The 25237-nt window shown below is 62.4% G+C and carries 33 protein-coding genes, 4 pseudogenes and 1 other annotated feature; of the genes and pseudogenes, 12 read left to right on the top strand and 25 right to left on the bottom strand.

The genetic code is table 11. The features are described 5' to 3' along the window. Nucleotides 1-435 precede the first annotated feature (435 nt). The 5 genes from IPP90_14675 to IPP90_14655 form a co-directional block, all read right to left on the bottom strand. The gene (locus tag IPP90_14675) at nucleotides 436-2349 is read right to left on the bottom strand and encodes a prolipoprotein diacylglyceryl transferase (GenBank protein ID MBL0171933.1); all 1914 of its coding nucleotides are present in this window, start codon (nucleotides 2347-2349) and stop codon (nucleotides 436-438) included. Next, nucleotides 2346-3161: a hypothetical protein gene (locus IPP90_14670; protein MBL0171932.1), complete on the bottom strand. Its 816-nt coding sequence runs from the start codon at nucleotides 3159-3161 to the stop codon at nucleotides 2346-2348. Before IPP90_14670 ends, IPP90_14675 begins: the two co-directional genes overlap by 4 nt. Before the next feature lie 71 nt (nucleotides 3162-3232). Continuing rightward, nucleotides 3233-3451: a DUF2442 domain-containing protein gene (locus IPP90_14665; GenBank protein MBL0171931.1), complete on the bottom strand. Its 219-nt coding sequence runs from the start codon at nucleotides 3449-3451 to the stop codon at nucleotides 3233-3235. Between the two features lie 43 nt (nucleotides 3452-3494). After that, the gene (locus IPP90_14660; protein MBL0171930.1) at nucleotides 3495-3713 is read right to left on the bottom strand and encodes a DUF4160 domain-containing protein; all 219 of its coding nucleotides are present in this window, start codon (nucleotides 3711-3713) and stop codon (nucleotides 3495-3497) included. An 88-nt stretch (nucleotides 3714-3801) separates the two neighbouring features. Further along, complete coding sequence (locus tag IPP90_14655) at nucleotides 3802-4950, bottom strand: Fic family protein (GenBank protein ID MBL0171929.1); 1149 nt, start codon at nucleotides 4948-4950, stop codon at nucleotides 3802-3804. A gap of 821 nt (nucleotides 4951-5771) precedes the next feature. Between IPP90_14655 and IPP90_14650 the strand changes: the two genes are divergently transcribed. Beyond that, entirely contained in the window at nucleotides 5772-6053 is a 282-nt protein-coding gene (locus IPP90_14650; protein ID MBL0171928.1) for a hypothetical protein, read from the top strand. A gap of 80 nt (nucleotides 6054-6133) precedes the next feature. Continuing rightward, nucleotides 6134-6772: a hypothetical protein gene (locus tag IPP90_14645; GenBank protein ID MBL0171927.1), complete on the top strand. Its 639-nt coding sequence runs from the start codon at nucleotides 6134-6136 to the stop codon at nucleotides 6770-6772. Nucleotides 6773-7022: 250 nt separating this feature from the next. Here the strand turns inward: IPP90_14645 and IPP90_14640 are convergent, their stop codons facing one another. The 7 genes and pseudogenes from IPP90_14640 to IPP90_14610 all read right to left on the bottom strand — a co-directional run bounded on the left by IPP90_14640 (nucleotide 7023) and on the right by IPP90_14610 (nucleotide 10782). Next, nucleotides 7023-7184: a DUF5615 family PIN-like protein gene (locus IPP90_14640; GenBank protein MBL0171926.1), complete on the bottom strand. Its 162-nt coding sequence runs from the start codon at nucleotides 7182-7184 to the stop codon at nucleotides 7023-7025. 152 nt (nucleotides 7185-7336) lie between these two features. Continuing rightward, the gene (locus IPP90_14635; protein ID MBL0171925.1) at nucleotides 7337-7564 is read right to left on the bottom strand and encodes a DUF433 domain-containing protein; all 228 of its coding nucleotides are present in this window, start codon (nucleotides 7562-7564) and stop codon (nucleotides 7337-7339) included. A 214-nt stretch (nucleotides 7565-7778) separates the two neighbouring features. Then, the gene (locus tag IPP90_14630; GenBank protein MBL0171924.1) at nucleotides 7779-8222 is read right to left on the bottom strand and encodes a type II toxin-antitoxin system MqsA family antitoxin; all 444 of its coding nucleotides are present in this window, start codon (nucleotides 8220-8222) and stop codon (nucleotides 7779-7781) included. Then, nucleotides 8219-8395, bottom strand: a complete 177-nt coding sequence (locus IPP90_14625) for a type II toxin-antitoxin system MqsR family toxin (GenBank protein MBL0171923.1) — start codon at nucleotides 8393-8395, stop codon at nucleotides 8219-8221. The genes IPP90_14630 and IPP90_14625 overlap by 4 nt, the downstream gene beginning before the upstream one ends. Nucleotides 8396-8752: 357 nt before the next feature. After that, nucleotides 8753-9832 (bottom strand): annotated as a pseudogene (locus tag IPP90_14620) (IS630 family transposase). Between the two features lie 409 nt (nucleotides 9833-10241). Beyond that, nucleotides 10242-10538, bottom strand: coding sequence for a hypothetical protein (locus IPP90_14615; GenBank protein MBL0171922.1), 297 nt, complete (start codon nucleotides 10536-10538; stop codon nucleotides 10242-10244). A 7-nt stretch (nucleotides 10539-10545) separates the two neighbouring features. Then, nucleotides 10546-10782 carry a DUF433 domain-containing protein gene (locus IPP90_14610; GenBank protein MBL0171921.1) on the bottom strand — a complete coding sequence of 79 codons (237 nt, stop codon included), beginning with the start codon at nucleotides 10780-10782 and terminating at the stop codon, nucleotides 10546-10548. Between the two features lie 267 nt (nucleotides 10783-11049). Between IPP90_14610 and IPP90_14605 the strand changes: the two genes are divergently transcribed. Both IPP90_14605 and IPP90_14600 read left to right on the top strand, forming a co-directional pair. Continuing rightward, nucleotides 11050-11589, top strand: coding sequence for a DUF433 domain-containing protein (locus tag IPP90_14605; GenBank protein ID MBL0171920.1), 540 nt, complete (start codon nucleotides 11050-11052; stop codon nucleotides 11587-11589). 119 nt (nucleotides 11590-11708) lie between these two features. Then, nucleotides 11709-11915: a DUF433 domain-containing protein gene (locus tag IPP90_14600; protein ID MBL0171919.1), complete on the top strand. Its 207-nt coding sequence runs from the start codon at nucleotides 11709-11711 to the stop codon at nucleotides 11913-11915. Here the strand turns inward: IPP90_14600 and IPP90_14595 are convergent. The 5 genes and pseudogenes from IPP90_14595 to IPP90_14575 all read right to left on the bottom strand — a co-directional run bounded on the left by IPP90_14595 (nucleotide 11887) and on the right by IPP90_14575 (nucleotide 13680). Beyond that, entirely contained in the window at nucleotides 11887-12186 is a 300-nt protein-coding gene (locus IPP90_14595; GenBank protein ID MBL0171918.1) for a HigA family addiction module antidote protein, read from the bottom strand. The genes IPP90_14600 and IPP90_14595 overlap by 29 nt on opposite strands. A gap of 26 nt (nucleotides 12187-12212) precedes the next feature. Further along, nucleotides 12213-12503 (bottom strand): type II toxin-antitoxin system RelE/ParE family toxin, encoded by a 291-nt coding sequence (locus IPP90_14590; GenBank protein MBL0171917.1) that lies wholly within the window; start codon nucleotides 12501-12503, stop codon nucleotides 12213-12215. 227 nt (nucleotides 12504-12730) lie between these two features. Beyond that, nucleotides 12731-12865 (bottom strand): annotated as a pseudogene (locus tag IPP90_14585) (type II toxin-antitoxin system HicA family toxin). Nucleotides 12866-12882: 17 nt separating this feature from the next. After that, complete coding sequence (locus tag IPP90_14580; protein MBL0171916.1) at nucleotides 12883-13104, bottom strand: type II toxin-antitoxin system HicB family antitoxin; 222 nt, start codon at nucleotides 13102-13104, stop codon at nucleotides 12883-12885. A gap of 135 nt (nucleotides 13105-13239) precedes the next feature. Further along, a complete protein-coding gene (locus IPP90_14575; GenBank protein MBL0171915.1) occupies nucleotides 13240-13680 on the bottom strand; it encodes a helix-turn-helix domain-containing protein in 441 nt (146 codons plus the stop codon). A 335-nt stretch (nucleotides 13681-14015) separates the two neighbouring features. Between IPP90_14575 and IPP90_14570 the strand changes: the two genes are divergently transcribed. Together IPP90_14570 and IPP90_14565 are read left to right on the top strand one after the other, a co-directional pair. Next, complete coding sequence (locus tag IPP90_14570) at nucleotides 14016-14228, top strand: hypothetical protein (protein MBL0171914.1); 213 nt, start codon at nucleotides 14016-14018, stop codon at nucleotides 14226-14228. A gap of 580 nt (nucleotides 14229-14808) precedes the next feature. Continuing rightward, entirely contained in the window at nucleotides 14809-15282 is a 474-nt protein-coding gene (locus IPP90_14565) for a hypothetical protein (GenBank protein ID MBL0171913.1), read from the top strand. A 137-nt stretch (nucleotides 15283-15419) separates the two neighbouring features. Here the strand turns inward: IPP90_14565 and IPP90_14560 are convergent, their stop codons facing one another. From IPP90_14560 to IPP90_14550, 3 genes are all read right to left on the bottom strand, one after another. Then, nucleotides 15420-15674 carry a hypothetical protein gene (locus IPP90_14560; GenBank protein MBL0171912.1) on the bottom strand — a complete coding sequence of 85 codons (255 nt, stop codon included), beginning with the start codon at nucleotides 15672-15674 and terminating at the stop codon, nucleotides 15420-15422. Further along, the gene (locus IPP90_14555) at nucleotides 15671-15871 is read right to left on the bottom strand and encodes a hypothetical protein (protein MBL0171911.1); all 201 of its coding nucleotides are present in this window, start codon (nucleotides 15869-15871) and stop codon (nucleotides 15671-15673) included. The genes IPP90_14560 and IPP90_14555 overlap by 4 nt, the downstream gene beginning before the upstream one ends. Before the next feature lie 206 nt (nucleotides 15872-16077). Next, entirely contained in the window at nucleotides 16078-16329 is a 252-nt protein-coding gene (locus IPP90_14550; GenBank protein ID MBL0171910.1) for a helix-turn-helix domain-containing protein, read from the bottom strand. A 157-nt stretch (nucleotides 16330-16486) separates the two neighbouring features. Here IPP90_14550 and IPP90_14545 point away from each other — a divergent pair, with 157 nt between their 5' ends. Then, on the top strand, nucleotides 16487-16699 hold the full coding sequence (locus IPP90_14545; GenBank protein ID MBL0171909.1) for an addiction module protein: 213 nt from the start codon (nucleotides 16487-16489) through the stop codon (nucleotides 16697-16699). Between the two features lie 385 nt (nucleotides 16700-17084). On the opposite strand, the gene IPP90_14540 is transcribed toward IPP90_14545, so the two are convergent. The 3 genes and pseudogenes from IPP90_14540 to IPP90_14530 all read right to left on the bottom strand — a co-directional run bounded on the left by IPP90_14540 (nucleotide 17085) and on the right by IPP90_14530 (nucleotide 18822). Then, nucleotides 17085-17291: a DUF2283 domain-containing protein gene (locus IPP90_14540; GenBank protein ID MBL0171908.1), complete on the bottom strand. Its 207-nt coding sequence runs from the start codon at nucleotides 17289-17291 to the stop codon at nucleotides 17085-17087. 337 nt (nucleotides 17292-17628) lie between these two features. Next, nucleotides 17629-18557: pseudogene (locus tag IPP90_14535) on the bottom strand (ADP-ribosylglycohydrolase family protein). Further along, nucleotides 18554-18822: pseudogene (locus IPP90_14530) on the bottom strand (dual specificity protein phosphatase family protein). The pseudogenes IPP90_14535 and IPP90_14530 overlap by 4 nt, the downstream one beginning before the upstream one ends. Here IPP90_14530 and IPP90_14525 point away from each other — a divergent pair. Next, nucleotides 18790-19056, top strand: coding sequence for a hypothetical protein (locus IPP90_14525; protein ID MBL0171907.1), 267 nt, complete (start codon nucleotides 18790-18792; stop codon nucleotides 19054-19056). The pseudogene IPP90_14530 and the gene IPP90_14525 overlap by 33 nt on opposite strands. 59 nt (nucleotides 19057-19115) lie before the next feature. Here IPP90_14525 and IPP90_14520 read toward each other — a convergent pair whose 3' ends face one another. Next, nucleotides 19116-19865, bottom strand: a complete 750-nt coding sequence (locus tag IPP90_14520) for an endonuclease/exonuclease/phosphatase family protein (GenBank protein ID MBL0171906.1) — start codon at nucleotides 19863-19865, stop codon at nucleotides 19116-19118. 264 nt (nucleotides 19866-20129) lie between these two features. On the opposite strand from IPP90_14520, the gene IPP90_14515 reads away from it, so the two are divergent. Both IPP90_14515 and IPP90_14510 read left to right on the top strand, forming a co-directional pair. After that, nucleotides 20130-20696, top strand: coding sequence for a hypothetical protein (locus IPP90_14515; protein ID MBL0171905.1), 567 nt, complete (start codon nucleotides 20130-20132; stop codon nucleotides 20694-20696). A gap of 118 nt (nucleotides 20697-20814) precedes the next feature. Beyond that, nucleotides 20815-21087, top strand: a complete 273-nt coding sequence (locus IPP90_14510) for an ADP-ribosylglycohydrolase family protein (GenBank protein MBL0171904.1) — start codon at nucleotides 20815-20817, stop codon at nucleotides 21085-21087. Nucleotides 21088-21471: 384 nt separating this feature from the next. Here the strand turns inward: IPP90_14510 and IPP90_14505 are convergent, their stop codons facing one another. Then, nucleotides 21472-22554 (bottom strand): IS630 family transposase, encoded by a 1083-nt coding sequence (locus tag IPP90_14505; protein MBL0171903.1) that lies wholly within the window; start codon nucleotides 22552-22554, stop codon nucleotides 21472-21474. A 1598-nt stretch (nucleotides 22555-24152) separates the two neighbouring features. Here IPP90_14505 and IPP90_14500 point away from each other — a divergent pair. Then, nucleotides 24153-24473: a transposase gene (locus IPP90_14500; GenBank protein ID MBL0171902.1), complete on the top strand. Its 321-nt coding sequence runs from the start codon at nucleotides 24153-24155 to the stop codon at nucleotides 24471-24473. After that, nucleotides 24431-24546: a sequence feature (AL1L pseudoknot), on the top strand. (Overlaps the previous gene by 43 nt.) 136 nt (nucleotides 24547-24682) lie before the next feature. Next, nucleotides 24683-25237: DDE-type integrase/transposase/recombinase (locus IPP90_14495; protein MBL0171901.1), on the top strand; the 555-nt coding region annotated here is incomplete at its 3' end.

Raw genomic sequence — 25237 nt, 5'->3', positions numbered from 1 at the left:
CGCTTCAAACAGCGTGACGTTGCCGCTGCGAATGGCGGCCTCGGTGGCCGCCCACGCCTGCGCGGAGTCCCGCCAGTCACCCATCTCGCGGCCCTCGGGATACCGCGCCTTGGCCAGCTGCTCGATCATGTATCCCCCCTGCGCGAGCAGCGCCAAGTAGGGGTCATCGTCGTTCACGCTGGCGTAGCCGCCGGACTCTTTGTAGAAGAGTTTGGTGGGGCACGTGCGGGCGACCTTGAAGTCGGATTTTGACAGGGTGCGGGTGTCAGTGGGCATGCATTATCCGGGATGATCATGAAGGGCATGCATCGCGAGTGCGGCGGACGTGCCCCGATCGTGGTGCACGAAAGAGAATACGGCAGGGGTCTGACAGACCCGTACTATCGCCGTGTCGACACGGTGTTCATGACCTACTGCGTCTGCGCGACGCGCCCGTTACACCAGGCGGGAGAACCGCCGGTTCGATTCCGGAAAGTCCACACCGTACGCCACCATCGTGAAGGCAAACAGCAGCACCAGCGTCGGCCACAGGCCGGCCTCCAGCACCGTCGGCGACGGCGCCGCGCGACCTGAAACACAGGTGAAGGCGCCGCCCGTCACCACCAGCGCGATGGCCAGCCACTGATACAATCGCAGGCCGGCAAACTGCGCGGTCTGCGGCTCGCCGCGGTAGTGCTCCTCAACGAATCGCCCAAGTCCGGCAAGAATGAGTGCCGCGCCGGCGATGAACGGCAGTGGCGCGGCAAGCCACCACAGTCGCGCCAGCACGAGGCCGCTGGCCATCGCCCACAGCGCTGAGTACAACGGCGTCGGATGCACCGCGAGGCCGCCCAGCGCGCTCAGGCGCACCACACGCGACCGCGGATGTCGGTAGTGAATGCCCCACGACGCACTAACGGTGCGTCCATGGCAGCACCCTTGCACGAGGCAGCGCAACCGGCCAAGCGCCGTCGTCACGCACCCGCCCACACTCATGGCGGCCAGCAGCAACCAAGGGTCATGCCCGGCCACCATCGCGCCCAGGCTCACGAGCAGTGCGCCGATCACCGACCCGAAGTAGCCGTATGGACGCAGCAGTTGCGTCGATCCTTCCACCACCTGCGCCCACAGTGCGGCCCCGACGATTGCGACAACGGTGCTGGCCATGATCCACGCGGACGTCTGCGCACCGGCAAGCATGATGGCGATGGCGGCGCCGCCGACGCCGCCGATTGCAGCGTAGACGCCATGATTGAGAACGCGAACCGGCCCGATGCGCCATTCACGCCACGAGTTCGCAACCGCTTCGGCCCCTCGGCAGAGCGCGCGCCAGATTGGCGCGGCACGACGCACGAGCGCGTACGCAGCGACACCGGCCACCACATCGAGCACGGCGTGCATGCCCGTGGTCACGCAGCTCACACACACCGCGATGCTCACCGCAGTCCAGAGCCATCGCGTGCGAGGCCAGCGCGCAGCGAGGGCGCCGGCGGCAATCAGCGTCCACACCACGTGGAACGCGGGAAATGCGGTGACCGGCAGGTCTCCGGCGCGCTCCCACATCAACGGCGCAGTCCAGAAGGAGTCCATCGGCACCGGTTTCGCCTGCACGACCAGCGGCACCAGCACATAGAACGGGATGATCATCGCCGTCGACACCATTCCGTCAATGGCAAACCGACGCAGGTCGCGCGCCCGGTGCAACACAAATGGTGTGGCGATGACCATCACGTACGTCAGCAGATACACGGACTCTGTCCACGGAATCACCGTCCACGCGAGCTCGCCCGGCAACCGCGGCACGGGGCGCGCATCGGGCGGGACACCCAGCCACTCGACGGCGAGGAAGGCCAGCAACCACGGCATCAACACGCGCACAACAACCGCCCAGCGTTCCCACGTCGACGGCGCGCGCTCGACGTCGTCGGGCAGGTGCAGCGCGGGGCGGGGCGATTCCCCGAAGAGTGCCCGCGTGTGCGCCGCTTCGAATCCCATCACCCAGGCCGTCGCCAGCGCGGCCAACAACGGCGCCACGATCCACGTGCCGGCGGGCGAATGACGCACGAGTGCGACGCCACATGCGGCGAGCACCGCCCCGACATACAACGGATTGGCGACGAGTCGGTACACGCCGCGTGACACGAGTTGTGTCGGCGGGAACGCGCTCATGGGCAGTCCGTGTCCGTGTCGCCAGAGCGCTTGTGTGCCGGCCACCATGAACGCGATGCCCGCCGCCAGCACCCAGGGGCCCGCTGCAGCAACCGGCGGCATCGGCAGCGAAAGCAGATCATCGAGCCGCGCCGCCCACGCCAGCAACGCGAGCGGCAGCAGCAGCGTGAACAACGCGCCGTACGTGAGGCGGGCAATCATCGAAAGCGCACCGTTTCCCGAATGGCCCATCCCTCGTGCGTCGATCCGTCGGCGTCGCGGCGTATGCCGCGCCCCACCCAGGTGGTTTCCACGAGTCCCAGCAGACGTTCCGGCACGACGCGCGAAACCAGCGGAATCGCGCGGATGATATCCCGCAACGACCGTCGCTCAAGCGGTCGTTCGCGCGAGATCTCGAGCGCACTGTTCGCCGTCGTGATGCGCGCGCCATCGATCACGACGGACGCGGCGTCACCGCCATCCTCGATCACGCGGTCGAGTGGATGGGTGTCGCGCCAGCGAAACCACGTGCTGGCATGGGCCCGATCATCCGACATCCAGTGCCCCCACTCCATGGTGTCAATCGGCAGCTGCCACGGAGGGATCGTGAGCGAGAGGCACTCGGCGTATCCGGCACCCGCAAACACCGGTTGCCCGGGTCGCTCAAGCCGCAGGTTCGCGGCCATGGTGGCGCCGTGCCACGCCACCGCTCCGTCGGCCCGGTCCAGCAGGCGCACATCGCGAGGACGGTCGAACGGGTCCATCACCAGCGACAGGTCGAGCGCAGGGGCCTCCCAGATCAGTCGCGCGCCGACCAACTCGGGTGCGGCCACCCGTGCAAGGCTCCAGCGCTGTTGCGGTTCGCCGGTTACGGGGTAGTCGGCGACGGCGTGCCAGGTCAGTGCGAGGTCCCCGACCTCCAAGTGTGTGCAGTACATGGTGCACACGTCACCGCCTTCATTGACGCCGTCGAGGTACCACTTGGTGAACGCGAATGGCACACGCCGATCGGCGAAGCGTTGTGGTTGACTCATGATCATGATAGCGCATGACGATGTCCGTCGTTACTGGGCCCTGTAGGGTCTGATGTCGTTGCTTCCGTGCGTCAGGAGGTCACCAGCGCGTGCAGGAACTCCGGTGCCAGGTCGGCACCATTCGCCCACGCCACGGTGCGCAGCTCCGGATCGAGCCGCGCGTTGGCAAAGACCTCCGGATCGCGGAGCGGCTCAAACACCGGGCCGTCGAGCGACTGTGCGAGGTCGGCAACGCCTTCGACACCGTCGTTGAAGCGGAGCCAGATCCGGCAGTCCTGCAGCACTCGCATATCGACCACGTGCAGCACACATGCTCCTCGCGACGTTACATCGCTACTCCAATGAGGGAATAGGTTCGAGCGGAACGAGAGAGCGCGCGCGTTCCCAGTTTGCCAACAGCTCCTGCCTATGAAGTTCCCACCATTCGAGCACATGCACCAGTGCCCGTCGCGGGAAGCGGCCGGTCACGAGGCCGTCCGTGATCCCGACGATGATTTCGAATTCGGCATAGGTCGCGTGAAAGTGCGGTGGCTCGTGATCGCGATAGAGCATGACGATAACGATGCCGAAGGTGCTTCACCGGATTCCCGCGAGCAGCGTCACCACATCGTCCCAGCGCCGCGGGAAGTGGGCGTTCGCCTTACCGGACGGTTTGAGAAGCAGCAAGGTCGGGGCTCCGCGATGAGTCCATATCCGCCAACCGATAGCTCGTACTCCGCCCGCCACTCGCATTCTTCACCAGTGCGCCCCACTCCAAGAGCTCGCGCACATCCCGCAATGCCGTGTCTTCGGAGCACTTCGCCAGTGTCGCATACTTGGACGTCGTCAGAAATCCCTGAAAGTCACCAAGCATTCTATTGATGATCAGCTGCTGCCGATCGTTCACCGGGTGGCGATTGATGCGCCGCCAGAGCTCGGCTTTGTACAGCACAGACGAAAGAATATCCGCGGCCCCCTGCACGGACCGATCGAGGCATCCAAGAAACCACGCCAGCCACTCGGTCACGTCGAGGGTGCCGCGCTGCGCCGCCTCCAACTGCCGATAGTATTCCCGTCGCTCCGACTCGATCTGCGATGACATGCTGTAGCACCGTTCCCTGGCGCCGTCCGCACGCGCCAGCGACATGTCGGCAATCGCTCGCGCGATGCGGCCGTTGCCATCCTCGAACGGATGGATCGTGACAAACCAAAAGTGCGCGAGTGCCGCCTTGAGCACCGGATCGATGGAGACCGGTGCGTTGAACCAGTCGATGAACTGCGTCATCTCACGCTCGAGACGGTCGGCGACCGGCGCTTCAAAGTGTACGTGTTCGCGACCGATCGGTCCCGAGACCACCTGCATCGCACCGGAAGCCGCGGTGCGCCACGCACCCACCGTAATCCGTCGCGCACCTCGACGCCCGGTCGGAAAGAGCGCGGCATGCCAGCCAAAGAGCCGTTCACTACTGAGCGGTTCGTCATACCGCTGGGTGGCATCGAGCATCATCTCGACAATCCCTTCAACGGCGCGACTCGGCTGGCTCAGGCCACCGATGTCCAGTCCGAGCCGACGAGCAATCGACGAGCGTACTTCGCTTGAGGGGAGCACCTCTCCCTCGATCGCCGAAGATTTGACCACATCGTTAGTCAGCACCACCAAGCTTGCTTCAGCGCGCAGCTCGATGCCCAGCGTCGCCATGCTGCCCAGCAAGAGACCTTGCCGGTGACGGACGCTGGCCAGTATCGCTTCCAGGGCGCTGCTGTCCCAAGCGAGTTGTGGCCAACCAGGAAGTTCGTGGATGTAGGGCATCTTTATTCACCGTGAACTATGCGGTGAATATGACGATCCTTTCCGCGAAATGCAATATTCACCGCAAATACTGCGGCGATTGTGTCTGCATTCACCGCAATCGCTGACGCCGTCTACTGCTCTGCGGCTTCGAACGAGAACTCTCGAACGGCCACTACTACGCCGCCGGGATTGCCTGCAGGCGACGCTCGCGCTCGGCCGCGAAGGCGAAGCAGGCAAGGATGTCCTCACGCGGATCTCCTGCGGTGTCAGCAGCCCATGGCGGTTCGCGCAATCTCCGCCGCACTCAGGACAGTGATCTAACGTGGATGTTGTCACAGTCGTTTTGCGCGTGCACGCTACTGATGGGCGTCGGCATGGCTGAGGGGCAGGCCGAAGAGCTCTGGGTGATCAGCGCATTCCCGTTGGGCGGGCGATCCTTGACTCGGCTCCAGCGCAGCGGGAACTTACATGCAGTCGATTGGGAAGCCGAACGCTGAGGGCGGAAAGTCGCGTACCGCCAGGCGTACCCAGCGATGGGTCGCGACACAGATGCCGAAACGGCGCGCACGGCCAGCGGGCTTCCACGCCCCGGGGAGAGTGATCTCCTCGGGGCGTTCGCTTTATCGGGGTTCCAATGCGCGCGCGACGCTGGCGAGTTTCGTACTGTTACCGAAATCGCGCATCGGTGGCAAGCGCCAACCCGATGCGATTACGTGAATCAATGACGAGGAACTTCACTGACGCCCGTCCCCCAAGGCTCGTGATCGAGCATGCCATCAGCGCGCGTTCCGGCCGCTTGCATATCGTACCCCAAGTGGTGTACACTTTGGAGGTGCCGCGTGACTCAAGCCTTTGAGTCGGAGGCCCGAGAGGCGATATCCGAAAACAACTTGCTGGCGACCGGGCAGGTCACGGTCGAGGACGTGAAGCGGTTGATCAGCCGGTGTAACGGCGGGCAGTACACCGCCAAACCAATGACGGAAGATCCGAGCATCATGAAGCATGAGATGAAGCCGGTGATGGCCGGGGAGCAGTGGTTCATTCGGTTCTACTTCGTGGAGCTGCCGGCGGACGTGGCGATGTTCATCAGTGTGCACAAGAGCAAGTTCCCACGGGCTTGAAATCAGGCGTCCCTCAACCTCTCGAACGTCGCTCCGTGACGACAACAACTGCACAGCCCAGTAGAGGAACTAGCCGTTCCGTGAAGGTCATCATTCCGCCGACGCCGAAAAGGATTCGGTTCCTCAGTGCCGGGGATCGGTCTCGAGCGACCTGCCGGCACTGTGGGACAATGCGGGAGACCGAATATCAGTACCGCCTCCTGAAGCTTGAAAAGTCGAAAGTGAGCGTGCCGAATGTCTTGGTTGGCGTGTGCCTGCAGTGCGACAACACCGTGTCGGTTCCGGCGCAATCCATGCCGCGGATCAAGGAGGCTCGACAGCGGGTAATGAAGGAGCAAAATGCGCGGATCTCGCTGGAGCTTGAGGACCGATTGAACATGATGGCGGCCGAGCTGGACGTTCGGCCGGAGCCGTTCAAGGGCGCGTTGTGTCGCTATGCCCTGTCGAGGATCGTTCGCGATAAGAAGTTCGCGCGGCTGGTGTGGAAGCATGCGCAAAGCGCGGAGGCGAAGGGTACTGCCGGTGCGCGCGTGAAGTTCCGTGCTGAGGCAGCACTCCCGCAACAGGCCATGGCCGTCGCGCACGAGTCCGGCATATACGATCTGTCAGCGATCCTCCGGGGGGCCATCCTCACCGTCGACGTCTTGCTCGCCGCCCCGAGACAGCGCGAGGCCATGAAGCACGATCTGCGTCTGCTGGCGGTCGGCAGCGGGGCCTGAAATGTCCGCCGCACAGCCTGGCAGCTCCGGCACCTCGGCGATGAACGCCTCGTCGGGCTCGGACCAGTAGAGGACGACCTCGTAGCGCAACTCAGGCTTCATCGTCGGCTCCTTCGTCGAGAGACAGCTGGATCGCCAGGCCATCGCGGACGTCAACTCTCAAGTAACGAACACCTGTCGCATCGGGATCGGCGCTGCAGGTACCGCCTACCGCGACCGTGGGCCGAGGCCGAGCGCCAAGACGCCGAGTTCAGGATGTGCAACCGAATGCCTCGATCGCTGCTGCGTTCTGCAAGATGAGGTTCGAGACAATGGAGTTCGCGACATTGCCGGCATTGAGCAAAATCACCTTCGGCGGCGGCCCGCGCAGTACGCTGAGCTTCACAAAGTCCTCGTCCTTCGTGACGAGCACAGGTCTTCAGCAATAGCCAGATTCCAAAGCTGGAGATCGGAAGCACCGCCGAGTCCGGAGCAACCTCACATGCAGTGAGTCCGCGAATCGCGGCGCCAACGCCCGAACCAACTGCTCCGACAGGTTCTCGTCGAGGAGTAACCGAAGGACCACTACGCCGCCGGGATAACCTGCAGGCGACGCTCACGCTCGGCCGCGAAGGCGAAGCGAGCAAGGATGTCCTCATGGGCAAGTTGCGGAAACTCCTCGCGCAACTCCGTCTCTGTCATCCCGGATGCCAGATAGCTCAGCACCTCGCCCACTGAAATAGGCGTTCCGCGCACACAGGGCTTTCCGAAGCGAATGTCGGCGTCCACGGAAATGCGGTTCAAGAGATCCATGCTCCTAACAATAGGGCGTCCCCGTCCGGCCTGCCAGCCAGCCAGTAGCCGTTCCTCAGCCATGGCCGCAGGATGGCTCTCCAAACCTCGTGATTTCGCGAACGATCTGCCATCATCGAATCATTGCAGGCGGTTCGATGCGAACGCCCGCGACCCTGGTCCAGACTGGCGGCGTCAGTCAACGTCTATCTCGACGTTTAGTAGCGCCCCTTGTTTACGGTGTAGTCTCGGGGGTTGCGAGGTCGCGTATACGACGGAGATGCCGATAGACGGCCGGCACATCGCGCAGCAGGCGCAGCAGGGTATCGGTGGCCGCGTTTTGCACGACCGTTCCCCTTTCCCACCGGACGACGGTCTTCGGCCCCACGTTGAGCAACTGCTCGAACTGTTGCTGGGTGAGATCGTGCTGATGGCGAATGTCGCGGATCTCCTGCGGGGTGAGCAGTCCATCGCCGGTGCGCGCAATCTCTGCCGCGCGCTGCGAGACTTCATTGGCCTCGCCCGGTTCAAAGTAGACCTCTCGACATTCGCCCTGACACTGCAAGAACTTGCCAGTGACAGGAATCGCCCGCCGTCCGACGCGCGTGGTGACGACTGTGCGAGTCCGTTTGATGTTGCCACCGCACTCAGGACAGCGATTCAACGTGGATGTTGTCACAGTCGTTTGAACGAGATGACCACCGTCAGCCCGGCCACACACTCGACGATATCAGATTCGTCCAAGCCCAGCTCGAGGGCGCCTCGCCGTGCGCTGTCGGTGACGCGATAGCGGTCGGCTGCCACCAGCTGTTGAACGCGATCCAGCGAGTACCGGGGGAGACGAGCAAGCACAACAGAATAGATAAGGTAGCATAGTGCTACTTAACTGGAAAGGGGTTTGGCGCCCCTGAGCGACGCCTTCAACGTCGTGACCAGAAGGTTTGGTCGCCATCATCGAATCATTGCATGGCATGGCTGCTTGCCGGATGGGTCGGCTTACAGCCGAGCGGAATCATGCTTGATCCATCAATGGACCCCGCTATCCGCGCGCCAACCGCTCAGCCATTTCCACGATCTCGTCCGCGCGTGTCACGCGTTCGCGCCACGCCTGCGGAATCCCATCCACACCGTAGTACACGCCGGCCAGCTGCTTGCCAGCGGCCAGGGTGGTGTCGAAGCCGTTTACGCCGATGAAAATGTCTGGCTCACCTAGTGTAGTGTCGCCAAAGTTGCGTTCGCTTTCCCGACCTTCTTGAGAATCTGTTGCACGGTGGCGGTCCAAACAAACGGGGTGGGGTGTGCGTTGCGGCAGTCGATGTACGCGGTGATCGCCGCAATGAGTTGATCGACGCTGGTGACGGCGAGGCGACGAATCTGGCGTTCGGTCAGCTCACCGAAGAAGCGCTCGACCAGATTGAGCCAAGAGGCGGACGTGGGTGTGAAGTGGAAGTGCACGCGCTTATTGCGCTGCAACCACCGCTACGTCCGCATGTTTGTGCGTGGCGTAGTTGTCGAGGATGACATGGATGGCGAATTCTTTCGGGACGCTGCGCGCCATCTGCTTGAGAAACACGAGGAATTCCTGATGGCGGTGCTGCGGCATGCAGTCCTGCAGAATCTTCCCGGTGGCGACGTCGAGCGCGGCGAACAGCGTCGTCGTCCCATGCCGTTTGTAGTCGTGCGTCATCGTGCCGGCGCGGCCTTTCTTCAAGGGCAGCCCCGGTTGCGTGCGATCGAGCGCCTGGATCTGACTCTTCTCGTCGAACGAAAGACGACGGCGCGTTCCGGCGGATTCAGATAGAGCCCCACCACATCGCGCAGCTTGCTGACGAACTCAGGATCGGTCGACAGCTTAAACCGCTTCACCCGATGCGGCTTCAGCCCGTGCGCCTGCCAGATGCGCGCAATGGTCGCGTGATGGTGGCCGCTGACCTGCGCCATCAGGCGCGTACTCCAATGCGTGCCGCTGGGCGGAGCGGTATGCAGCGTGCGCTCGACGATCGCCGCTTCTTCCACGAGGGTGATTTGCTTCGGCCGACCGGCGCGCGGACGATCGGCTTCGAGCCCGGTCAGCCCCTCCGCCTCATAGCGATCCAACCAGCGCGACACCGTGGGCCGCGACACGCCGAACTGCGCACAGATCGCATTCCCCGCCTCGCCGGCCGCGGAGGCCAACACGATCTGCGCCCGCTCGACGACGCGGTGGGCTGTCGTCCGCGACCGCACCAAGTGCTCCAACTGGCTGCGGTCGCCGCGACGCAATGCGATTTTCCGAATCGGCAGTGGCATGGACCACAAGATAACACCACTCGCCGTATTATGCACGTTATTTCTGCGACACTACACTAGAAGATGATGGGGCTGCTCTACGATGTGGAAACCCACACCATCAACTACCATCTGAAGAAGGTCTTCGCCGACCAAGAGCTGACGGAGGGTGCAGTTGTTCGAAATTTTCGAATAACTGCCACCGACGGCAAATCCTACGACACCAGCACTGCAACCTCACCGCCATCATCGCAGTCGGTTACAAGGTCAATTCCGAGCCGCGACCGACCGGGAAATCTTGCAGGATGCCGGCAGAGTTACTGCCGAAATTGCCCACGCCCACGCCGAAAGCGAATTCGAGAAGTATCGCATCGTGCAAGACCGACTGTTCGAGTCGGAGCGCCTGAGCCTCTTTCGATCAAACCCTCCGTTACGCACCCACGACGCGGATCGCGCCTGGTTCACTTGCGGCAACTGCAGCCAGAATCTGCGGTACAAGCGGACGGAGATCGTCAATGCGGTTGCTACGAGCGCGGATCAGCACCACGGCAATGGCGTGCGCGGCAAGGTTCTGCTGGAACTGCAAATTCTTGTCCATGGTGATGAGCGCTTCAAACTGTCCGACGGCTTGGCGCAGCAGCGCGCCGTTCTTCAGACCGGCCCAGCCGAAACCGATAACAGTTTGCGCCTTGAGTTCTGGTAGGTCGAGCGCGAAGTCGATCGCAATCGACTCGTCAAGAAGGACGCGCACCGGCCACTACTTGGTCCCGCGCGTATTCCAGCGCTGCGACGGCCTGCTCGCGGCGAACGGACGGGAACTGATGCAGAAATTCCTCAAGACCGTCGCCAGCTTCGAGGTAGTCGAAGAGAGATTGGACTGGGACGCGCGTGCCTACGAAGACCGGCGTGCCGCCTAGGCGTTCTGGATCGCTGTGAACAACGTCCTCCGGAAACCGCAACGAAGTGGCCATACCTGAAAATCTAAACGGTCCGGAGCCTGTGTGCGCGCGCGGCGCTGGCGCGCGGATGTTGCGGGCGGATAGCCGTAGCGATAACGTAAACCCATGACTCAGACTGCCCACCGACGTTCACCTACCCAAGCGCGCGATAACCGGGAAGCTCCGGCGTATCCGGTCGCTGAGGCTGCTCGCTATCTTCGCTTGCCGGTTGCGACATTGCGTACTTGGGTGACCGGGGTCGTTGCGGCCACGCATGGTGTCACCGCGGGTTCGACGCGTGTGATTCGTCCTGCTGGCCGCGATCCCGTCATGTTGTCATTCTGGAATCTCGTAGAAGCCCATGTGCTGCGCGCGTTACGCACTGATCATGGCGTGTCGCTGCCCGCCGTCCGGACAGCCATGCGGTACGCAGAGCACGAACTCGGCATCGACCGTCTACTCCTGAGTCCTGAACTCAAGACCAATGCCGGTCGGCTGTTCCTCGATCGCTACGGTGCGCTCACCGATCTCACGGCATCGGGGCAACTTGCCATGCGGAAGTTGTTCGAGTCGCACCTTCGGCGGGTCGAATGGGATGTTGCGCAGTTTCCGGTGCGACTCTTTCCGTTTGTCGCTGGCGTCGGCAATGAAGTTACGCCGACAATTGCCATCGAAGCCGGCATCGCGTTCGGCAGGCCGATCATTCTCCGACGCGGCATTTCGACCAGCGTGATTGCCGATCGTATCGACGCCGGAGAAAGCGTTGCCGATCTCGCGATGGACTACGAGATCAATGAGGCCGAAGTCTCGGCTGCCGTGCTCCTCGAGCGAGCCGCTTGACCCGTGAGTTCTTCACCGATCGCAACCTTGGCCGTGAGTTTCCTGGCGACATCTTTGATGATTCGGAGCTTGATCGTTAACCCCTGACGTCTAGTTCACGCGCGCAGCAGCGTCAATCCATGCACTATCAAGAACGCATCACCATTGAGCCGGACAAGCGGGGCGGCAAGCCCTGTATTCGCGGGCTTCGGATCACGGTCTACGACGTCCTCGAGTACCTGGCCTCCGGGATGTCGGAAGATGAGATCCTTGCGGATTTTCCCGATCTCGAGCGCGACGATATTCGCGCATGTCTCATCAGACACCAGCTTCGACGTGGTCTCTGACATAGCGTTTCACTTTGATTTTCTTCTCGTTTTGCCGCGTGAGCGCGATGTCGTAGGAGAGCTGCATGCGAAGCAACGTATCCATGTGGACACCAAACGCCTTCTCGAAGCGCATGGCCATTTCACCAGAGAGATCGGCGTGACCGTTTAGGAGATTGGAGATCGCCGGGCGCGAGACCCCGAGCACGCGCGCGGCCGCTGTCACGGTGAGGTTCAACGGTTCAATGATCTCATTTCGAATGAAGCACCCGGGGTGCGGTGGATTGTGCATGCGCATGGTTGGTCTCTCGTTCTTGCCTAGTGGTAGTCTTCAAAGTCGACATCGCATACCGTCGCATCATCAGTGTTAATCCAGAACGTCAGACGCCAGTTGCGTGTCACATGGAGGCTCCACGTTCCGGCGCGCGATCCGCTCAGCCGGTGGGCATTCCACGTCGGAAGGCTCACGAGTTCTTCGGGATCGTTCATGTCCTGAAGGAACGCCAGCATGTTGCGCAGCTTCGGCACACAGTCGGGGGGCAGGCCTTTCGCACTATCCTCTGAATGCAACCGCCGCAGGGTTTTATGTACGATATTTCTGATCTTCACTAAGTGTAGCCCGTAACGTTACAAGTGTCAAATGGAGATTGCACCGAGACAGCCGCTCGCGCCGGGCGCCATCATCGAATCGTTGCATGCGGTTCGAAGAGAAGGCCCGCTACCCTTGGTTACGGTGTGGTCTCGCGGATTGCGTGGTCGCGGGCACGACGAAGATACCGATAGACGACCGACACATCGCGCAGCAAGCGCAGCAGGGACGTCTTCAACGTCGTGAGCGAAATGCGTCGATGACGCGGCACCGTCGAGGTCCGCGCGGCGGCGGCGTTCACGTAGACAGAGTGGCTGCCCCCTTCTCGGAGAAGTCGGCCGCCACATGCCTCGAGATGGCGCACAAGATCGGCTCGCTTCATCGCGCGATCCCTTGCGCCTACGCCGATAGACTCAGCGGCTCGCGAATCACGTCGGCACCGGCGGCATCCAGCTGCGCGAGCGCGCGGTTGCTTTCGATGATGAGCTCGACCGCTTCACGCAGATTGATGCGTGCCTCCTCGAGCGTTGCGCCCTGCGTATTGGCGCCGGGTAGTTCCTCGACATAGGCGACATAGCCGAGTGGCACGCGGCGAAAGACGGCGCTCAGTTCCAGATGCATGATGGTCCTCATAAGCCTGGCGATGACCTCATAAGACACCGAGAGAGGGTGGACGGCTGGTGCGAATCTCCAAGATCGTGAATCCGCACACCGGCTGCCATCATCAAATCAATGCATGGTATGGCTATTTGCGTGTCAGTATCCCAGGCGATGCACTTGAGCGTCAGCCGCCAACTCGTCGAGCACGTCCTGACGACGCGCATCGTCGATCTGTTTGTACCGCAGCAGATCTTCGAATCGCACGCGTCGATGCGTACCCACTTTGCGGTACGGCAGTTCACGGGATTCCAGTAGCGCGATGAAATGCGGGCGCGAGACGTTCAAGAAATCGGCGGCTTGTTGGGTGGTGAACTCTGCCTGTACTGGCACGATCGTGACGGCGTTACCATTGGCCATCTGCCCGAGAATCTCCAGCAGCAGTTCGAAGGCCTCTCTGGGAACGATGGCGTCTTTGTTGCCCGCGCGAACGCGCACGGTGGGCTGAGTCCCGCGGGACGCGGGAGACAGCGAACGAAGTGCGCGTTTTGCCTCTTCGGCTTGCTCAGGGGTAGGGACAGGTACGGTGGCTGCGGTCATGGTATACAATCTACGACCATTCGCAGTAACCGCAACAACCGCAGCAAACGAAAGTAACAAGACTCTTATGGAGCCATGTTGTCAGGTAACGTCAGAGTTCATGGCCAACGTATGCAACGTCGCGAACGATCTCACTCACATAGCGAGCAAGGTGCTCGATGATCGCATCGGCGGTTGTGATCGGCAGGCCCATGTCGATCGCCCGTCACGTTCCTCAGGTGGCGAGCAATTAAGCCCGCGATCCATTGCTCCAGCGAGTTAGCCCTCTTGCGATAGGCTTGACACACCCTTAACGTTGCTATAACGATACATAATACATCTCGTAACGGACTATAATGGTTCTTTCAGGCTCATCGGACATCAACGAAGCGCTGACATTGGTTGGCGAATTGCTGGCCGCGGAAGGGCACCAGTATGCGGTGACCATCCTCGGCGGAGCCGCGCTCAACATGCTCGGCATCGTCGAACGCGCCACTTCGGACGTGGATATCCTGGCATTTGCCGATGTTCTTCAACGACTGCTGGCACATGTACAACAACTCACCTAGGACTCCGGGCGCACCGACGGGTGACGCTCCAGACGTCCCTGATCATGACGCGCGCGTTCGACTGCAACGTCTGGCCGGCGTCTTGCGCGAGTCCACGCTGCACGTCGTGTGGCGCCAATGGCGTGCGCTGGGAGCGGGGGCATCAGGGCGCTCCACGAACGGCATCTCAACCAATGGAAGTGCCGGGCGAACGTTGCACTCCTGATTGACCCGGAATCGTTGGTGCTCATCTCGTTGGTGCTCCTGCCGGTCGAACGCCGTCTCGGCGATCTCCTGCACGACTGGGCCGCGAAGAACGCCGACTTGCTGAGCGTGCAGCGCATGAAGAACCTCGTGGCGCGCTACCCGGACTCCATTCGCCATGCGCTGGACCAGGAGATTGCCTGGTTCGCGGCGATCGCGAGGGATGCGGGCAAGGACCTCCGTTGGCGCGCCGTCGCACAAGCGTGGGCGGCGAGGAGTAAGACGCAGGAATCCGGGGGCCGGACGGCGCTCCGATCCAAAGCAACGAGCGACGCGTGCCCGCCTGACCGAGGGCGCGTCGTTACTCCTTCGCCTGCGCCTTGGCATCGGCGTGGGGATGAAGGCAGACCTAATCGCGATGCTGCTCTCGCGGCGCGATGAGTGGGCGACCGTCCGCGATAGCCGACGCCACCGTCTACCACCGGCAGCCGTTCGGCGGGCTGCCGACGACCTGGCTACTGCGCGACTCATCGAATCGCGCGAAGGGCAGCCGGCGGGATACCGGGCGCTCTCGGCCGCCTGGGCTCCGCTTCTCGCGCCAGTAGAGCCAACACCGCAATGGGCGAGCTGGCATGAGCGAGTCCTGTTCGTGGCGTCCTTCATGCACTGGGCAGACGCTGCGAACTCGCGACCGCTCAGCGGCTATGCCTTCGGCGTGCACGGACGTGAACTGCTGGAGCAACACCGGCGCGCCTTCTGCGCGAACGACATGGTGGCCGTATGGAGTGCGCATTCACCGGTGAACGATTGGGCGGACTTCGTCGAACGGTCTGTGCGGGCGCTGGCGGGCTGGATAGAAGAACAGGCGTAGGCCGATTCGAGGCCGTTCGGAAATCCGCAATGAGACAATCGGGCACCGCTGCAGGCGGGAATCTCACGGCCTCGTGATCTCGCTTCGCCTGGCCGCCCCCATCGGGTCATTGTCGTCGCAGAACTTTGCGCGTGTTGTTAGGTGACGAGGCGATCGTAATCTGAATGCGATCCGATCCAGAACCACAGGACGCCATCGGGTGCGTCGACGGCCAACGCGCGGTAATGTGCGCCGATGCGAACCGAGTGAAAGCGCTTCACGTGCTTGAAGTGCAACGATGGATGGCGTGGGTCGGCCTTGAGGAGTTGGAATTGCTTGTCAGCGAGCGCGCGCACGATAGCGGGCAGCGCGTCGTAGCACCGCCAGAAACTCGGCGCGGCGTGATGGATCAAAGTTTGCGCGAACGACCCGCGACATGATCCGCGAGCGCCGCATCGGCGAGTCGATCCAGGTTTCCGTTGGACGCATCGGCGTCGATCTGTTGATCCCAGACGGCGGCGTCAAACTCCGCAAACCAGTCGCGGAAGTTCGCGAGTTCGCCGGCTGAGAGTTTTTGGCTTTCGTGTTCTAGTTGCTCGACTTTGGTCACAGCTGTCCTCCCGTGTTCGCGAATCGTAGAAGTGGCCAGTTCGTTTCCATACTCCTAACAATAGGGCGTACCCGTCCGGACTGCCAGCCAGCCGCCGTTCCTCAGCTATGTCCGCAGGATGGCTCTCCCAACTTCGTGATTTCGAACGCCATCCGCCATCATCGAATCATTGCATGCGGTTCGAAGAGAAGGCCCGCTACCCTTGGCTACGGTGTGGTCTCGCGGATTGCGTGGTGGCGGGTACGACGGAGATGCCGATAGACGGCCGGCACATCGCGCAACAAGCGCAGCAGAGTAACGGTGGCTGCATTCTGCACGACCGTCCCCTTCTCCCACCGCACGACGGTCTTTGGTCCCACGTTGAGCAACTGCTCGAGTTGTTGCTGGGTGAGATCGTGCTGACCGCGAATGTCGCGGAGCTCCTGCGGTGTCAGCAGCCCATGGTCGGCACGCGCAATCTCCGCTTTGCCTCACCGCCGCGACGTGGCTGGAGGTTCAAGATGTCACGAATACCATCTCGCGTGACGATGTGGTGGGGGACAACGACACGCGTTCATGGCGCATCAAAATCACGCACGGCTTGATTCGGCTGGATCTTTGCGCGAGACTCCATACATGGCATCCCGACCGCTGCGCGACGAAATTCTGAGCTTGCCCTCGGAGGCACGCCTCCGCCTCCTCGAGGAGGTGTGGGACAGTCTTGACGACCCGCAGGCGGTGCCGGTGCCCGAATGGCATCGCGAGACGTTGGAGTCACGACTGCGTGATCCATCTGAACAGCCGTCGGAGCCCTGGGACGAGCTCAAGCAGCGATTGAAGACGCCGTAGTTCGGCGGATTCTGCTGCGGCGCTTCCCGTACTCGATCTACTATCGCGTCACCGCCGACATGATCGAAGTTCGCGCCTGCCTTCATCAACGACGAAACGTAGACCGGCTGCTTCGGGCACGCTGAATCCCCTCGCGACGAGGACTTCATCGACACGCCGCTCGCGAAGCCGCAGGTCGCATGCCCTACGGCTTCTTCGTCAGGGAGTCGCCAAAGACGAAGATCGCGATGGCGCGGGGCGTGCCCAAACACGGCTGCGCGAGCACCCGCCCCCGGCTTCATCGGCGACTGGCAGGTCTGGCTTGCGCAGCCGGACCACATGCGTGCTGGGCTTGATTCGGCCGCGCGAGTTCGACCAGCGTCGAGCAGTAACCGAACGATCTGCGTTACGCCGCGCTGACATCGAACTCCTCGAGACTGAGCTGCGGGAGCTTGGCGACGACGGCCGCGTGCTCGATGGTCATGCTGACCAGGTTGCCATCTTTGTCGAGGTCCACCACCACGTTTTCGGCGATCTCGCGCGTCTCGTCCACGGGCGCGTCAGAGAACTCCAAAAGTGCGGTATCGGTGTCCTTGAAGTACTTCACGTTCATGGGCGGAACCTGCGGTCGAGGAACGCCCCCCCCGCCGCCCCCGGCGGCCCGCCCCGGCCCCCCCGCGGCGCCCCCCGCGGGGCGCCCGCCGGCGGGGGCCCGCCCGCCCGATCCATTCGTCCCGAATCGCCAATCGGTCTCGGGACGGCGGCGAGTGTAGCGGACCGCGCTGGACTTGAAATGTTCACGCTCCGTCGGACGGCGAACGCTCAAACATTCGCAACATCGTGAGCCCGCGCACGGGCCGCCATGATCAAATCATTGCATGGCTGACTGCTTGCCGGATGGGTCGGCCTACAGCCGAGTGGAATCATGCTTGATCCTTCAACAGACCCCGCTATCCGCGCGCCAACCGCTCCGCCATCTCCACGATCTCGTCCGCGCGTGTCACGCGTTCGCGCCACGCCTGCGGAATCCCGTCCACGCCGTAGTACGCACCGGCCAGCTGCCCATAGATCGCCCCAGTGGTGTCCGCATCATCTCCGAGGTTGACGGCGGCCAGCGCGCCAGTGCGAAAGTCACTGGTGGTGGCGAACGCCCAGAGCGCGGCTTCGAGCGAGTGCACGACATAGCCAGTGCCTTGGATGTCTGGCGGCGACTTGCGCGCGTACGAGCCGCCGGCAATGGCATCGATGAGCGGATGCAACGGCTCGGCCACCCATGCGTCGGGCACCGGCGCGTATCGCGGCGCAAGCAGTTGTTCCCTGGTGGCGCCGTTGATTGCGCCGACGATCAGGCCACTGGCGAAGCGACATGCATCGACGGCGACGGGCGCGCCATGCGTGGTGCGCGAACTGTCGGCAGCGCGCGCAATGGCGGTTGCCGGATCGCGATGCCAGTAGATGGGCACCGGGGCGAGACGCATGAGTGACCCGTTCCCGGCGGATTGCTCGCGGGTGGGGCCCCACGGTGGCGCGCCACCGCGCTCAAAGGTGCCGAGAGCGCTTCGCGCACCGTGTTGCCGATGTCGAAGCAGTGGCCGGTGCTGGACCAATATCCGTCGCGATACCAGCGCAGGTAGCGCGACATCTGATCGTGCGCGTCGAACCCGTTGCACGCGAGCAGACTTTCGCCGAGGCAGAGCGCCATGGACGTGTCGTCGGTCCACTGCCCCGGTTGCAGGTCGAATGGGCCACCACCGATCATGTCGGTGAGCGGAGTGAAGCTGCCAGGACGCTTGAACTCGAGGGTGGTGCCGAGTGCGTCACCGACGGCGAGGCCGAGCAGTGCGCCAACGGCGCGATCGCGCGTGGAGGATTGGGTCATGTGTTTGGCTGCCACGCGCGCACCATGGCAATCTGCTCAGCGGTTTCCGGTGACGTCTTGCCGGCGTTACGGTGCAATTTGTGGGGCGACATGGACTGCCAGCCGGCGCTCACCTGGGCCAGCGCCTGTTCGGGCGTGGCGCCTTGCCGGACCAACCAGCAACCGACCACCATGCCGGTACGGCCAATGCCACCCCAGCAGTGGACATAGACCGAGCGCCCGGCGCGGCGTGGTGCGCATCGATAGTATCGAGGATGCCGCGCATGGTGGACTCGGTGCAGGTGCTGACATCGCGAATCGCGTGACGCTGATGGATGATCGCGCTATGGCGTGCGCGGGCGAGCTGGTGAAGCGACTCGGCGTACGGATTGAGTTCCTGCGGCTCGGTGAGGTCGATGTAGGCGGTGATGCCAGCGTCGAGAAAAGCCGCGAGTCTCGCATTGGTTTGCGCATCGGGTGTGTGCGGCCGGCTCCCGGGATATTCGCCGGCGTACACTAGGCCGGGGGAGACGCAATACGCATTGACGATAGGCGGCTGGGTCACGAGTCGATCAGGGTTCATGACGCCTCACCAATCGGTGCCAGGGGCGAAGCGACGGCAACATCGATATCGAGCAACAGCATCGAGTGGTCGGATAGTTTCGTCTCGCGCACGGTGTGATCGTAGGTGCACGCAGAGACCTGCGATGCCAGCGCAGGTGACACAAATGCATGGTCGAGGCGGAACGGAAAAGTCTTTCCCCTGTTCGTCACGTGCCATGTGAACTCGCGCTTGTCGCGGTGCATGAGTCGCCAAGCGTCGACCAGGCCGGAATTGCGAAGAGCGACCATACCTGCGTCGGCCTGGAACCGATGGTTGGAGTCGACGTGGGACTCTCCGGCATTGAAGTCTCCAATGAGCAGGTACGGCCGATCAACACACGCCGGCCACCACGCCTGAGCGGCCGACCAGAATGCCGGAAGCTTTGGCGCCGATGCAGGCGCGTATACCGCGCCGACGTCGATGCCGGCATGCGGGAGTCTCAACTCCAACCATCCGCGGGTGTGCAGGGCGGCGTGCGACGGGGAGTCCAATACCTCGAATGCGTGACGGGACAGCACACAAAGCCCGCGTTGGCCGGATTCACGAGGGGCGGTCGCATGATGTGAGAATCCGGCGTCACGCAGCCGTCCGCAGAGTGCATCCTCGCGCTTGGCGAGGGTTTCCTGCAGGACGATCACATCGGGTTGACGCTGAAGCAGGCAGTCAACGATGGACCTGATGCGAAGGCCACCGCCGATGAGGACATTCCAGGAGACAATGCGCACGGGGAGGATTGAACGAGCTGATGGATCTCGACTAAGGCGATCGTATCGGGTGAGGGATGCGCGCCACTGACTGTCGCGCCCCAAGGTAGAGTAAGCGACGTCGCTGCGCATTGGTCACGCACGTCATTGCCAATGTCGCTGCGACCGCGCAGAATCGTATGTCAAACTTGTTCGACGTCCGATCCTTTGAACGTTTCCCAGTGGTCGTTCTATATTGTGCCGACAAGAACTCCAAACCCGGTCTTGCGCCTAGTGACGAAACGCATCGAATCTGTCTGGGAAGGACCATTTGCGTGGCCCAACACCGAATCAATACTGCCAGGCGCGCCCTCAACCCCCGGAGTCTACCTTTGGACGTTTGAATACGCCGATGGGTTCCTGCTGTATGGCGCGGGCATCACTAGGCGTCCGGTCTCCACTCGATTGAGGGAGCACACTCGGGGATACTTGAACGGCGTGTACACCATCCTTGATGTTGACGCGCTGCGAGACGGGAAGCGCGTCGAGCATTGGCATGGATTCTGGACAAAGGCGCGCCCACGGGAGCGGGTTGCTGAGTACGAGGTACGTCGACTGGAACTCGAGGCGGCTGCGCGAAGACAGTTGTCAAGCTTTCGAATTTTCGTGGTGGACGTGGGAACCGCTCCCAGAATACTTGAGAGATTTGAAGCAGCGGTCATGCAGTTTCTTTATGCGCAACCCAATCCCTTGTGTGACATACCGGATCGCGGGATGATGCTTGCGCCACGCCATGCCATTGAGGAGCCGATCGAGGTGGTGCTCTCGTGCCAGCACAGGCTTTACGGGCTTCCTGCTGAGTTCGCGATATAGGCTGATGTGCAACCGGCCAGCGGCCTTACTCCCGCCACGCACAAAGTACCGTACGGCTCGTCATCTCCGCCATCATCGGCACGAATGCTGAGCCACTGAAGCAGGTGTCTCCGGCTCTATGGAGACGGTGCCGAGTGTGATGTACATCCTCGCTCGGCACGGTCACGAACCGGTGGTGGCCATGGAGCAGGCCGTGAACGAGACACGGGACAACGACACGATTGCGTCGATTGTGGGCGGGGCGCTGGGGGCGGCGCATGGGACCGCGTGGATTCCGCAGCGCTGGGTGGATGGGTTGCTGGGGCGGACGCAGGCGGATGATGATGGACGCGTGTTTGAGCTTATTGAGGGGGCGGTGGAACGGTTTGTGCCTCGCGCGACGGTGGAGTAGTCCTTGGCTGATCAGCACTGTAGAGTTTCCGCCCGCCTCGGAAGCAGGATTTCCATTGACATCGTGTCTACGAAAGTGGAGATGCCTGAGTTAGCCCGCCGTGCTAGTATCACCTTGCCAAGCTGCAATACTTCCAAGGACTTGGCTGCGTCGCAATCACCCTCCCACTCTTGATGGACCGATGCCAAAGCTGAACAAAGCCATCGCCAGCTACTTCCCGCCAGGTGACACCGGACTGATCGTTTTGAAACGCCTGGCTGCATCGATCCTGAAGGCGCACACGCTCGCGCCCGCAAGGTGGGGCTTATCAGCACTTCCCAAGCTGCCGCTTGAACCTTGGGATGATCGAAGTCATGAGGGGTGTCGCCGACCAGACTTATCCTACTAGTGTAGTGTCGCCAAAGTTGCGTTCGCTTTCCCGACCTTCTTGAGAATCTGTTGCACGGTGGCGGTCCAAACAAACGGGGTGGGGTGTGCGTTGCGGCGGTCGATGTACGCGGTGATCGCCGCAATGAGTTGATCGACGCTGGTGACGGCGAGGCGACGAATCTGGCGTTCGGTCAGCTCACCGAAGAAGCGCTCGACCAGATTGAGCCAAGAGGCGGACGTGGGTGTGAAGTGGAAGTGCACGCGCTTATTGCGCTGCAACCACCGCTTTACGTCCGCATGTTTGTGCGTGGCGTAGTTGTCGAGGATGACATGGATGGCGAATTCTTTCGGGACGCTGCGCGCCATCTGCTTGAGAAACACGAGGAATTCCTGATGGCGGTGCTGCGGCATGCAGTCCTGCAGAATCTTCCCGGTGGCGACGTCGAGCGCGGCGAACAGCGTCGTCGTCCCATGCCGTTTGTAGTCGTGCGTCATCGTGCCGGCGCGGCCTTTCTTCAAGGGCAGCCCCGGTTGCGTGCGATCGAGCGCCTGGATCTGACTCTTCTCGTCGAACGAAAAGACGACGGCGCGTTCCGGCGGATTCAGATAGAGCCCCACCACATCGCGCAGCTTGCTGACGAACTCAGGATCGGTCGACAGCTTAAACCGCTTCACCCGATGCGGCTTCAGCCCGTGCGCCTGCCAGATGCGCGCAATGGTCGCGTGATGGTGGCCGCTGACCTGCGCCATCAGGCGCGTACTCCAATGCGTGCCGCTGGGCGGAGCGGTATGCAGCGTGCGCTCGACGATCGCCGCTTCTTCCACGAGGGTGATTTGCTTCGGCCGACCGGCGCGCGGACGATCGGCTTCGAGCCCGGTCAGCCCCTCCGCCTCATAGCGATCCAACCAGCGCGACACCGTGGGCCGCGACACGCCGAACTGCGCACAGATCGCATTCCCCGCCTCGCCGACCGCGGAGGCCAACACGATCTGCGCCCGCTCGACGACGCGGTGGGCTGTCGTCCGCGACCGCACCAGGTGCTCCAACTGGCTGCGGTCGCCGCGACGCAATGCGATTTTCCGAATCGGCAGTGGCATGGACCACAAGATAACACCACTCGCCGTATTATGCACGCTATTTCTGCGACACTACACTAGTAGCAAATGAGGCATTGCCAAGTGGGCCATCCTCAGGGAAGGGTTGGACGCTACATCCAGTAGACCTGGATGAGCGTGCGAAAGGCGTCTACGGCAGCGTGCCGGGTTCAGTGTTTCTGGTGTTTGACGTCGAGAACTGCAAGAACCTTGCAAAGCGCATTGGTGCCTTCGAGCAGGCGCACTTGCGTTTGTTGTTGCAGGCATCGCTCACACGAGCGAATCCGAGCACGAAACAGGGACATTCAGCGACCGCAATTCGCGAAATCTCGGATCTGACAAAGTCACCGCTTCCTCAACCATCGTACGCGACGATGGATACGGACGCGGAGACTCTGACGACCTGAACTGTTGGAAGGACTTCTCCGACCGGGGTGAGGTCCGACTGTCGGACCCAGTCCGCATATTCCCCCCAATCGCTTCACAAGAGTACACCGCAGACTTGCGCGTAGCGCCCTGAATGGGGATTATCGCCTACTCATCCACAAAGCAGGACGCTGATGCCTTGCGATGAGCGTCGCCGCTCATCGACTTGTTGAATCCACGTTGAGCAGAGAAACTAATGGTCGCTGCTGCGTCAATCGAAGGGCCGCCAAAACCTCGCGCCCTATTTACCGCGCCTTGGGGAGCCAATCGTCGAGCGACGCGGAGATCCGCTTACCAGCATTCGTGCGCTTGCTGACCAGTTCGCTGATGCGGTTGCTCCGAACATGAGTGGTCGCATCTCGGATGGTCGCTGGGTAACTATTCTCGCTTGGAGTCTTGTGCGCTCGCACGCAGCGTTCACAGCAGCTGGCGGTACGGGCGTGAGCAGTAGGTCAGAGCAGCGTGATCGCTATGCATGGCTTCGCCCTCTCGAGCTAATGTGGATTGCACGCACGAACCTACTGGCGAACGACGCTAAGACGCGACCGCTTTCGGGCATTCGTGGCGTCTCCGCATGGTGTAAGGGGAATCGCCAGAAGGCAAACGGTTCGGCCTTTCCGATGAAAAGTTTGATCGGTATAGGCAGTCGGGGATGTACGGCGGCTATCGATTGGTTTTTCGGACTTGCCTGGACTCACTGAAAACGCCGACGGTTGGACGCCGTCTAAAGCGTGCATCGCATTGGCCGACTGGCTCGATGCGCGCCTGCTCGCTGCGCGGCCTACGTGGGTCTTGCATTCGAACACCGAGAGCGAGGGAGCACCGTCAACGTCCAGCGCCTCGCGTGGTCGAGGTCCGCGAAGATGAGTGGTGGCTCGAGCGATGGCCGTCATACAACGTCGGCGCACGCAACGCTGACCTCAACACTCTGCCTCGCCCGAAAACTGAATGCGCAGAGTTGCCGGAAGCGACCCTGCTTCGCGGGTTGGCATTCGGCGCTGATCCATCAGGCCTTAGACGTGCAGAGGTCTCGCGCGCTATGGCAGAGTCCACAGCCGACTCCACCCTCGGACTCTGTAGATCACTCAGCGTCTCGTTCGCCCAGGACAAGGCGATTTGTCGACTTGAATCGACCCGGGTTTACAGGAGACTCCAAAGTGTGAGAGGTTGGAGTCATGGCGAAACGACCACGGTTTTCCTCAGAAGTGCGTGAGCGGGCAGTGCGGCTGGTGTATGAGCACGAGAAGGAGCATACCTCGCAGTGGGCGGCGATCACGTCCGTCGCGGCCAAGATTGGCTGCTCGGCGCAGACGCTCAGCAGCTGGATCAAGCGGCGAGCGGTCGACACCGGCCGACGCGCCGGGGTGACCACCGAGGAACACGCGCGCGTCAAGGCGCTCGAACGCGAGAACAAGGAACTGCGCCGCGCGAATGAAATCCTCCGCAAGGCGTCTGCGTATTTTGCCCAGGCGGAGCTCGACCGCCGCGGGCCGTGATCGTGTCCTTCATCGACGCGCATCGGGAAGAGGTTTGGAGTCGAGCCGATCTGCGCAGTTGCAGACCGCTCCGTCCTGGTACTACGAGCAGAAAGCGCGTGCGGTGGACCCGTCGCGGGTGCCGGCGCGTGCGCAGCGCGATGCCGAACTCCGCCCCGAGATTGCGCGCGTCTGGCGCGCTAATCGGCGCGTGTACGGCGCGAAGAAGTGTGGAAGGAGCTGCGCCGCGAACGCCACAGCGTCGCGCGCTGCACGGTAGCCGCCTGATGCAGGCGGATGGGCAGCGCGGTGTCGTGCGCGGGCGACGCGTGCAGACGACCATCCCGGACGTGCACAGCGAACCGCCGCGCGATCTGGTGCAACGCAACTTCACGGCGACGCGCCCGAATCAGCTGTGGGTGTCGGACTTCACGTACGTCTCCACGTGGCGCGGCTTCGTGTACGTCGCGTTTGTGATTGACGTGTTTGCGCGGCGTATTGTGGGCTGGCGCGCGAGTACCTCGATGCGCAGTGACCTGGCCCTCGATGCACTCGAACAAGCGCTGGCGGATCGCGACACCGACGGGCCGCTGGTACATCACAGCGACCACGGCGGGCGGTATCTGCATTCGGTACACCGAGCGGCTGGCGGAAGCCGGCATTGCGCCGTCGGTCGGCAGCCGTGGCGACTCCTACGACAACGCCCTGGCCGAACGATCATTGGGCTCTTCAAGACGGGTCATCTATCGCGACGGACCGTGGAAGAGTTTCGACGCCGTCGAATG

The organism is Gemmatimonadaceae bacterium, from assembly GCA_016720905.1.
Classification (GTDB): domain Bacteria; phylum Gemmatimonadota; class Gemmatimonadetes; order Gemmatimonadales; family Gemmatimonadaceae; genus Gemmatimonas.
Note: the sequence above shows the minus strand (reverse complement) of the source record. Positions and strands in the feature narration are given on the sequence as shown.

Bases quoted from the DNA above. Each gene is read 5' to 3' on its own strand.
- IPP90_14675 (MBL0171933.1), bottom strand. From the start codon at position 2,349: ATGATTGCCCGCCTCACGTACGGCGCGTTGTTCACGCTGCTGCTGCCG.
- IPP90_14670 (MBL0171932.1), bottom strand. From the start codon at position 3,161: ATGAGTCAACCACAACGCTTCGCCGATCGGCGTGTGCCATTCGCGTTC.
- IPP90_14665 (MBL0171931.1), bottom strand. From the start codon at position 3,451: ATGCGAGTGCTGCAGGACTGCCGGATCTGGCTCCGCTTCAACGACGGT.
- IPP90_14660 (MBL0171930.1), bottom strand. From the start codon at position 3,713: ATGCTCTATCGCGATCACGAGCCACCGCACTTTCACGCGACCTATGCC.
- IPP90_14655 (MBL0171929.1), bottom strand. From the start codon at position 4,950: ATGCCCTACATCCACGAACTTCCTGGTTGGCCACAACTCGCTTGGGAC.
- IPP90_14635 (MBL0171925.1), bottom strand. From the start codon at position 7,564: ATGGATCTCTTGAACCGCATTTCCGTGGACGCCGACATTCGCTTCGGA.
- IPP90_14610 (MBL0171921.1), bottom strand. From the start codon at position 10,782: ATGGCCACTTCGTTGCGGTTTCCGGAGGACGTTGTTCACAGCGATCCA.
- IPP90_14600 (MBL0171919.1), top strand. From the start codon at position 11,709: ATGCACTATCAAGAACGCATCACCATTGAGCCGGACAAGCGGGGCGGC.
- IPP90_14595 (MBL0171918.1), bottom strand. From the start codon at position 12,186: ATGCACAATCCACCGCACCCCGGGTGCTTCATTCGAAATGAGATCATT.
- IPP90_14580 (MBL0171916.1), bottom strand. From the start codon at position 13,104: ATGCATCTGGAACTGAGCGCCGTCTTTCGCCGCGTGCCACTCGGCTAT.
- IPP90_14575 (MBL0171915.1), bottom strand. From the start codon at position 13,680: ATGACCGCAGCCACCGTACCTGTCCCTACCCCTGAGCAAGCCGAAGAG.
- IPP90_14570 (MBL0171914.1), top strand. From the start codon at position 14,016: ATGGTTCTTTCAGGCTCATCGGACATCAACGAAGCGCTGACATTGGTT.
- IPP90_14565 (MBL0171913.1), top strand. From the start codon at position 14,809: ATGAAGGCAGACCTAATCGCGATGCTGCTCTCGCGGCGCGATGAGTGG.
- IPP90_14545 (MBL0171909.1), top strand. From the start codon at position 16,487: ATGGCATCCCGACCGCTGCGCGACGAAATTCTGAGCTTGCCCTCGGAG.
- IPP90_14540 (MBL0171908.1), bottom strand. From the start codon at position 17,291: ATGAACGTGAAGTACTTCAAGGACACCGATACCGCACTTTTGGAGTTC.
- IPP90_14510 (MBL0171904.1), top strand. From the start codon at position 20,815: ATGGAGACGGTGCCGAGTGTGATGTACATCCTCGCTCGGCACGGTCAC.
- IPP90_14505 (MBL0171903.1), bottom strand. From the start codon at position 22,554: ATGCCACTGCCGATTCGGAAAATCGCATTGCGTCGCGGCGACCGCAGC.
- IPP90_14500 (MBL0171902.1), top strand. From the start codon at position 24,153: ATGGCGAAACGACCACGGTTTTCCTCAGAAGTGCGTGAGCGGGCAGTG.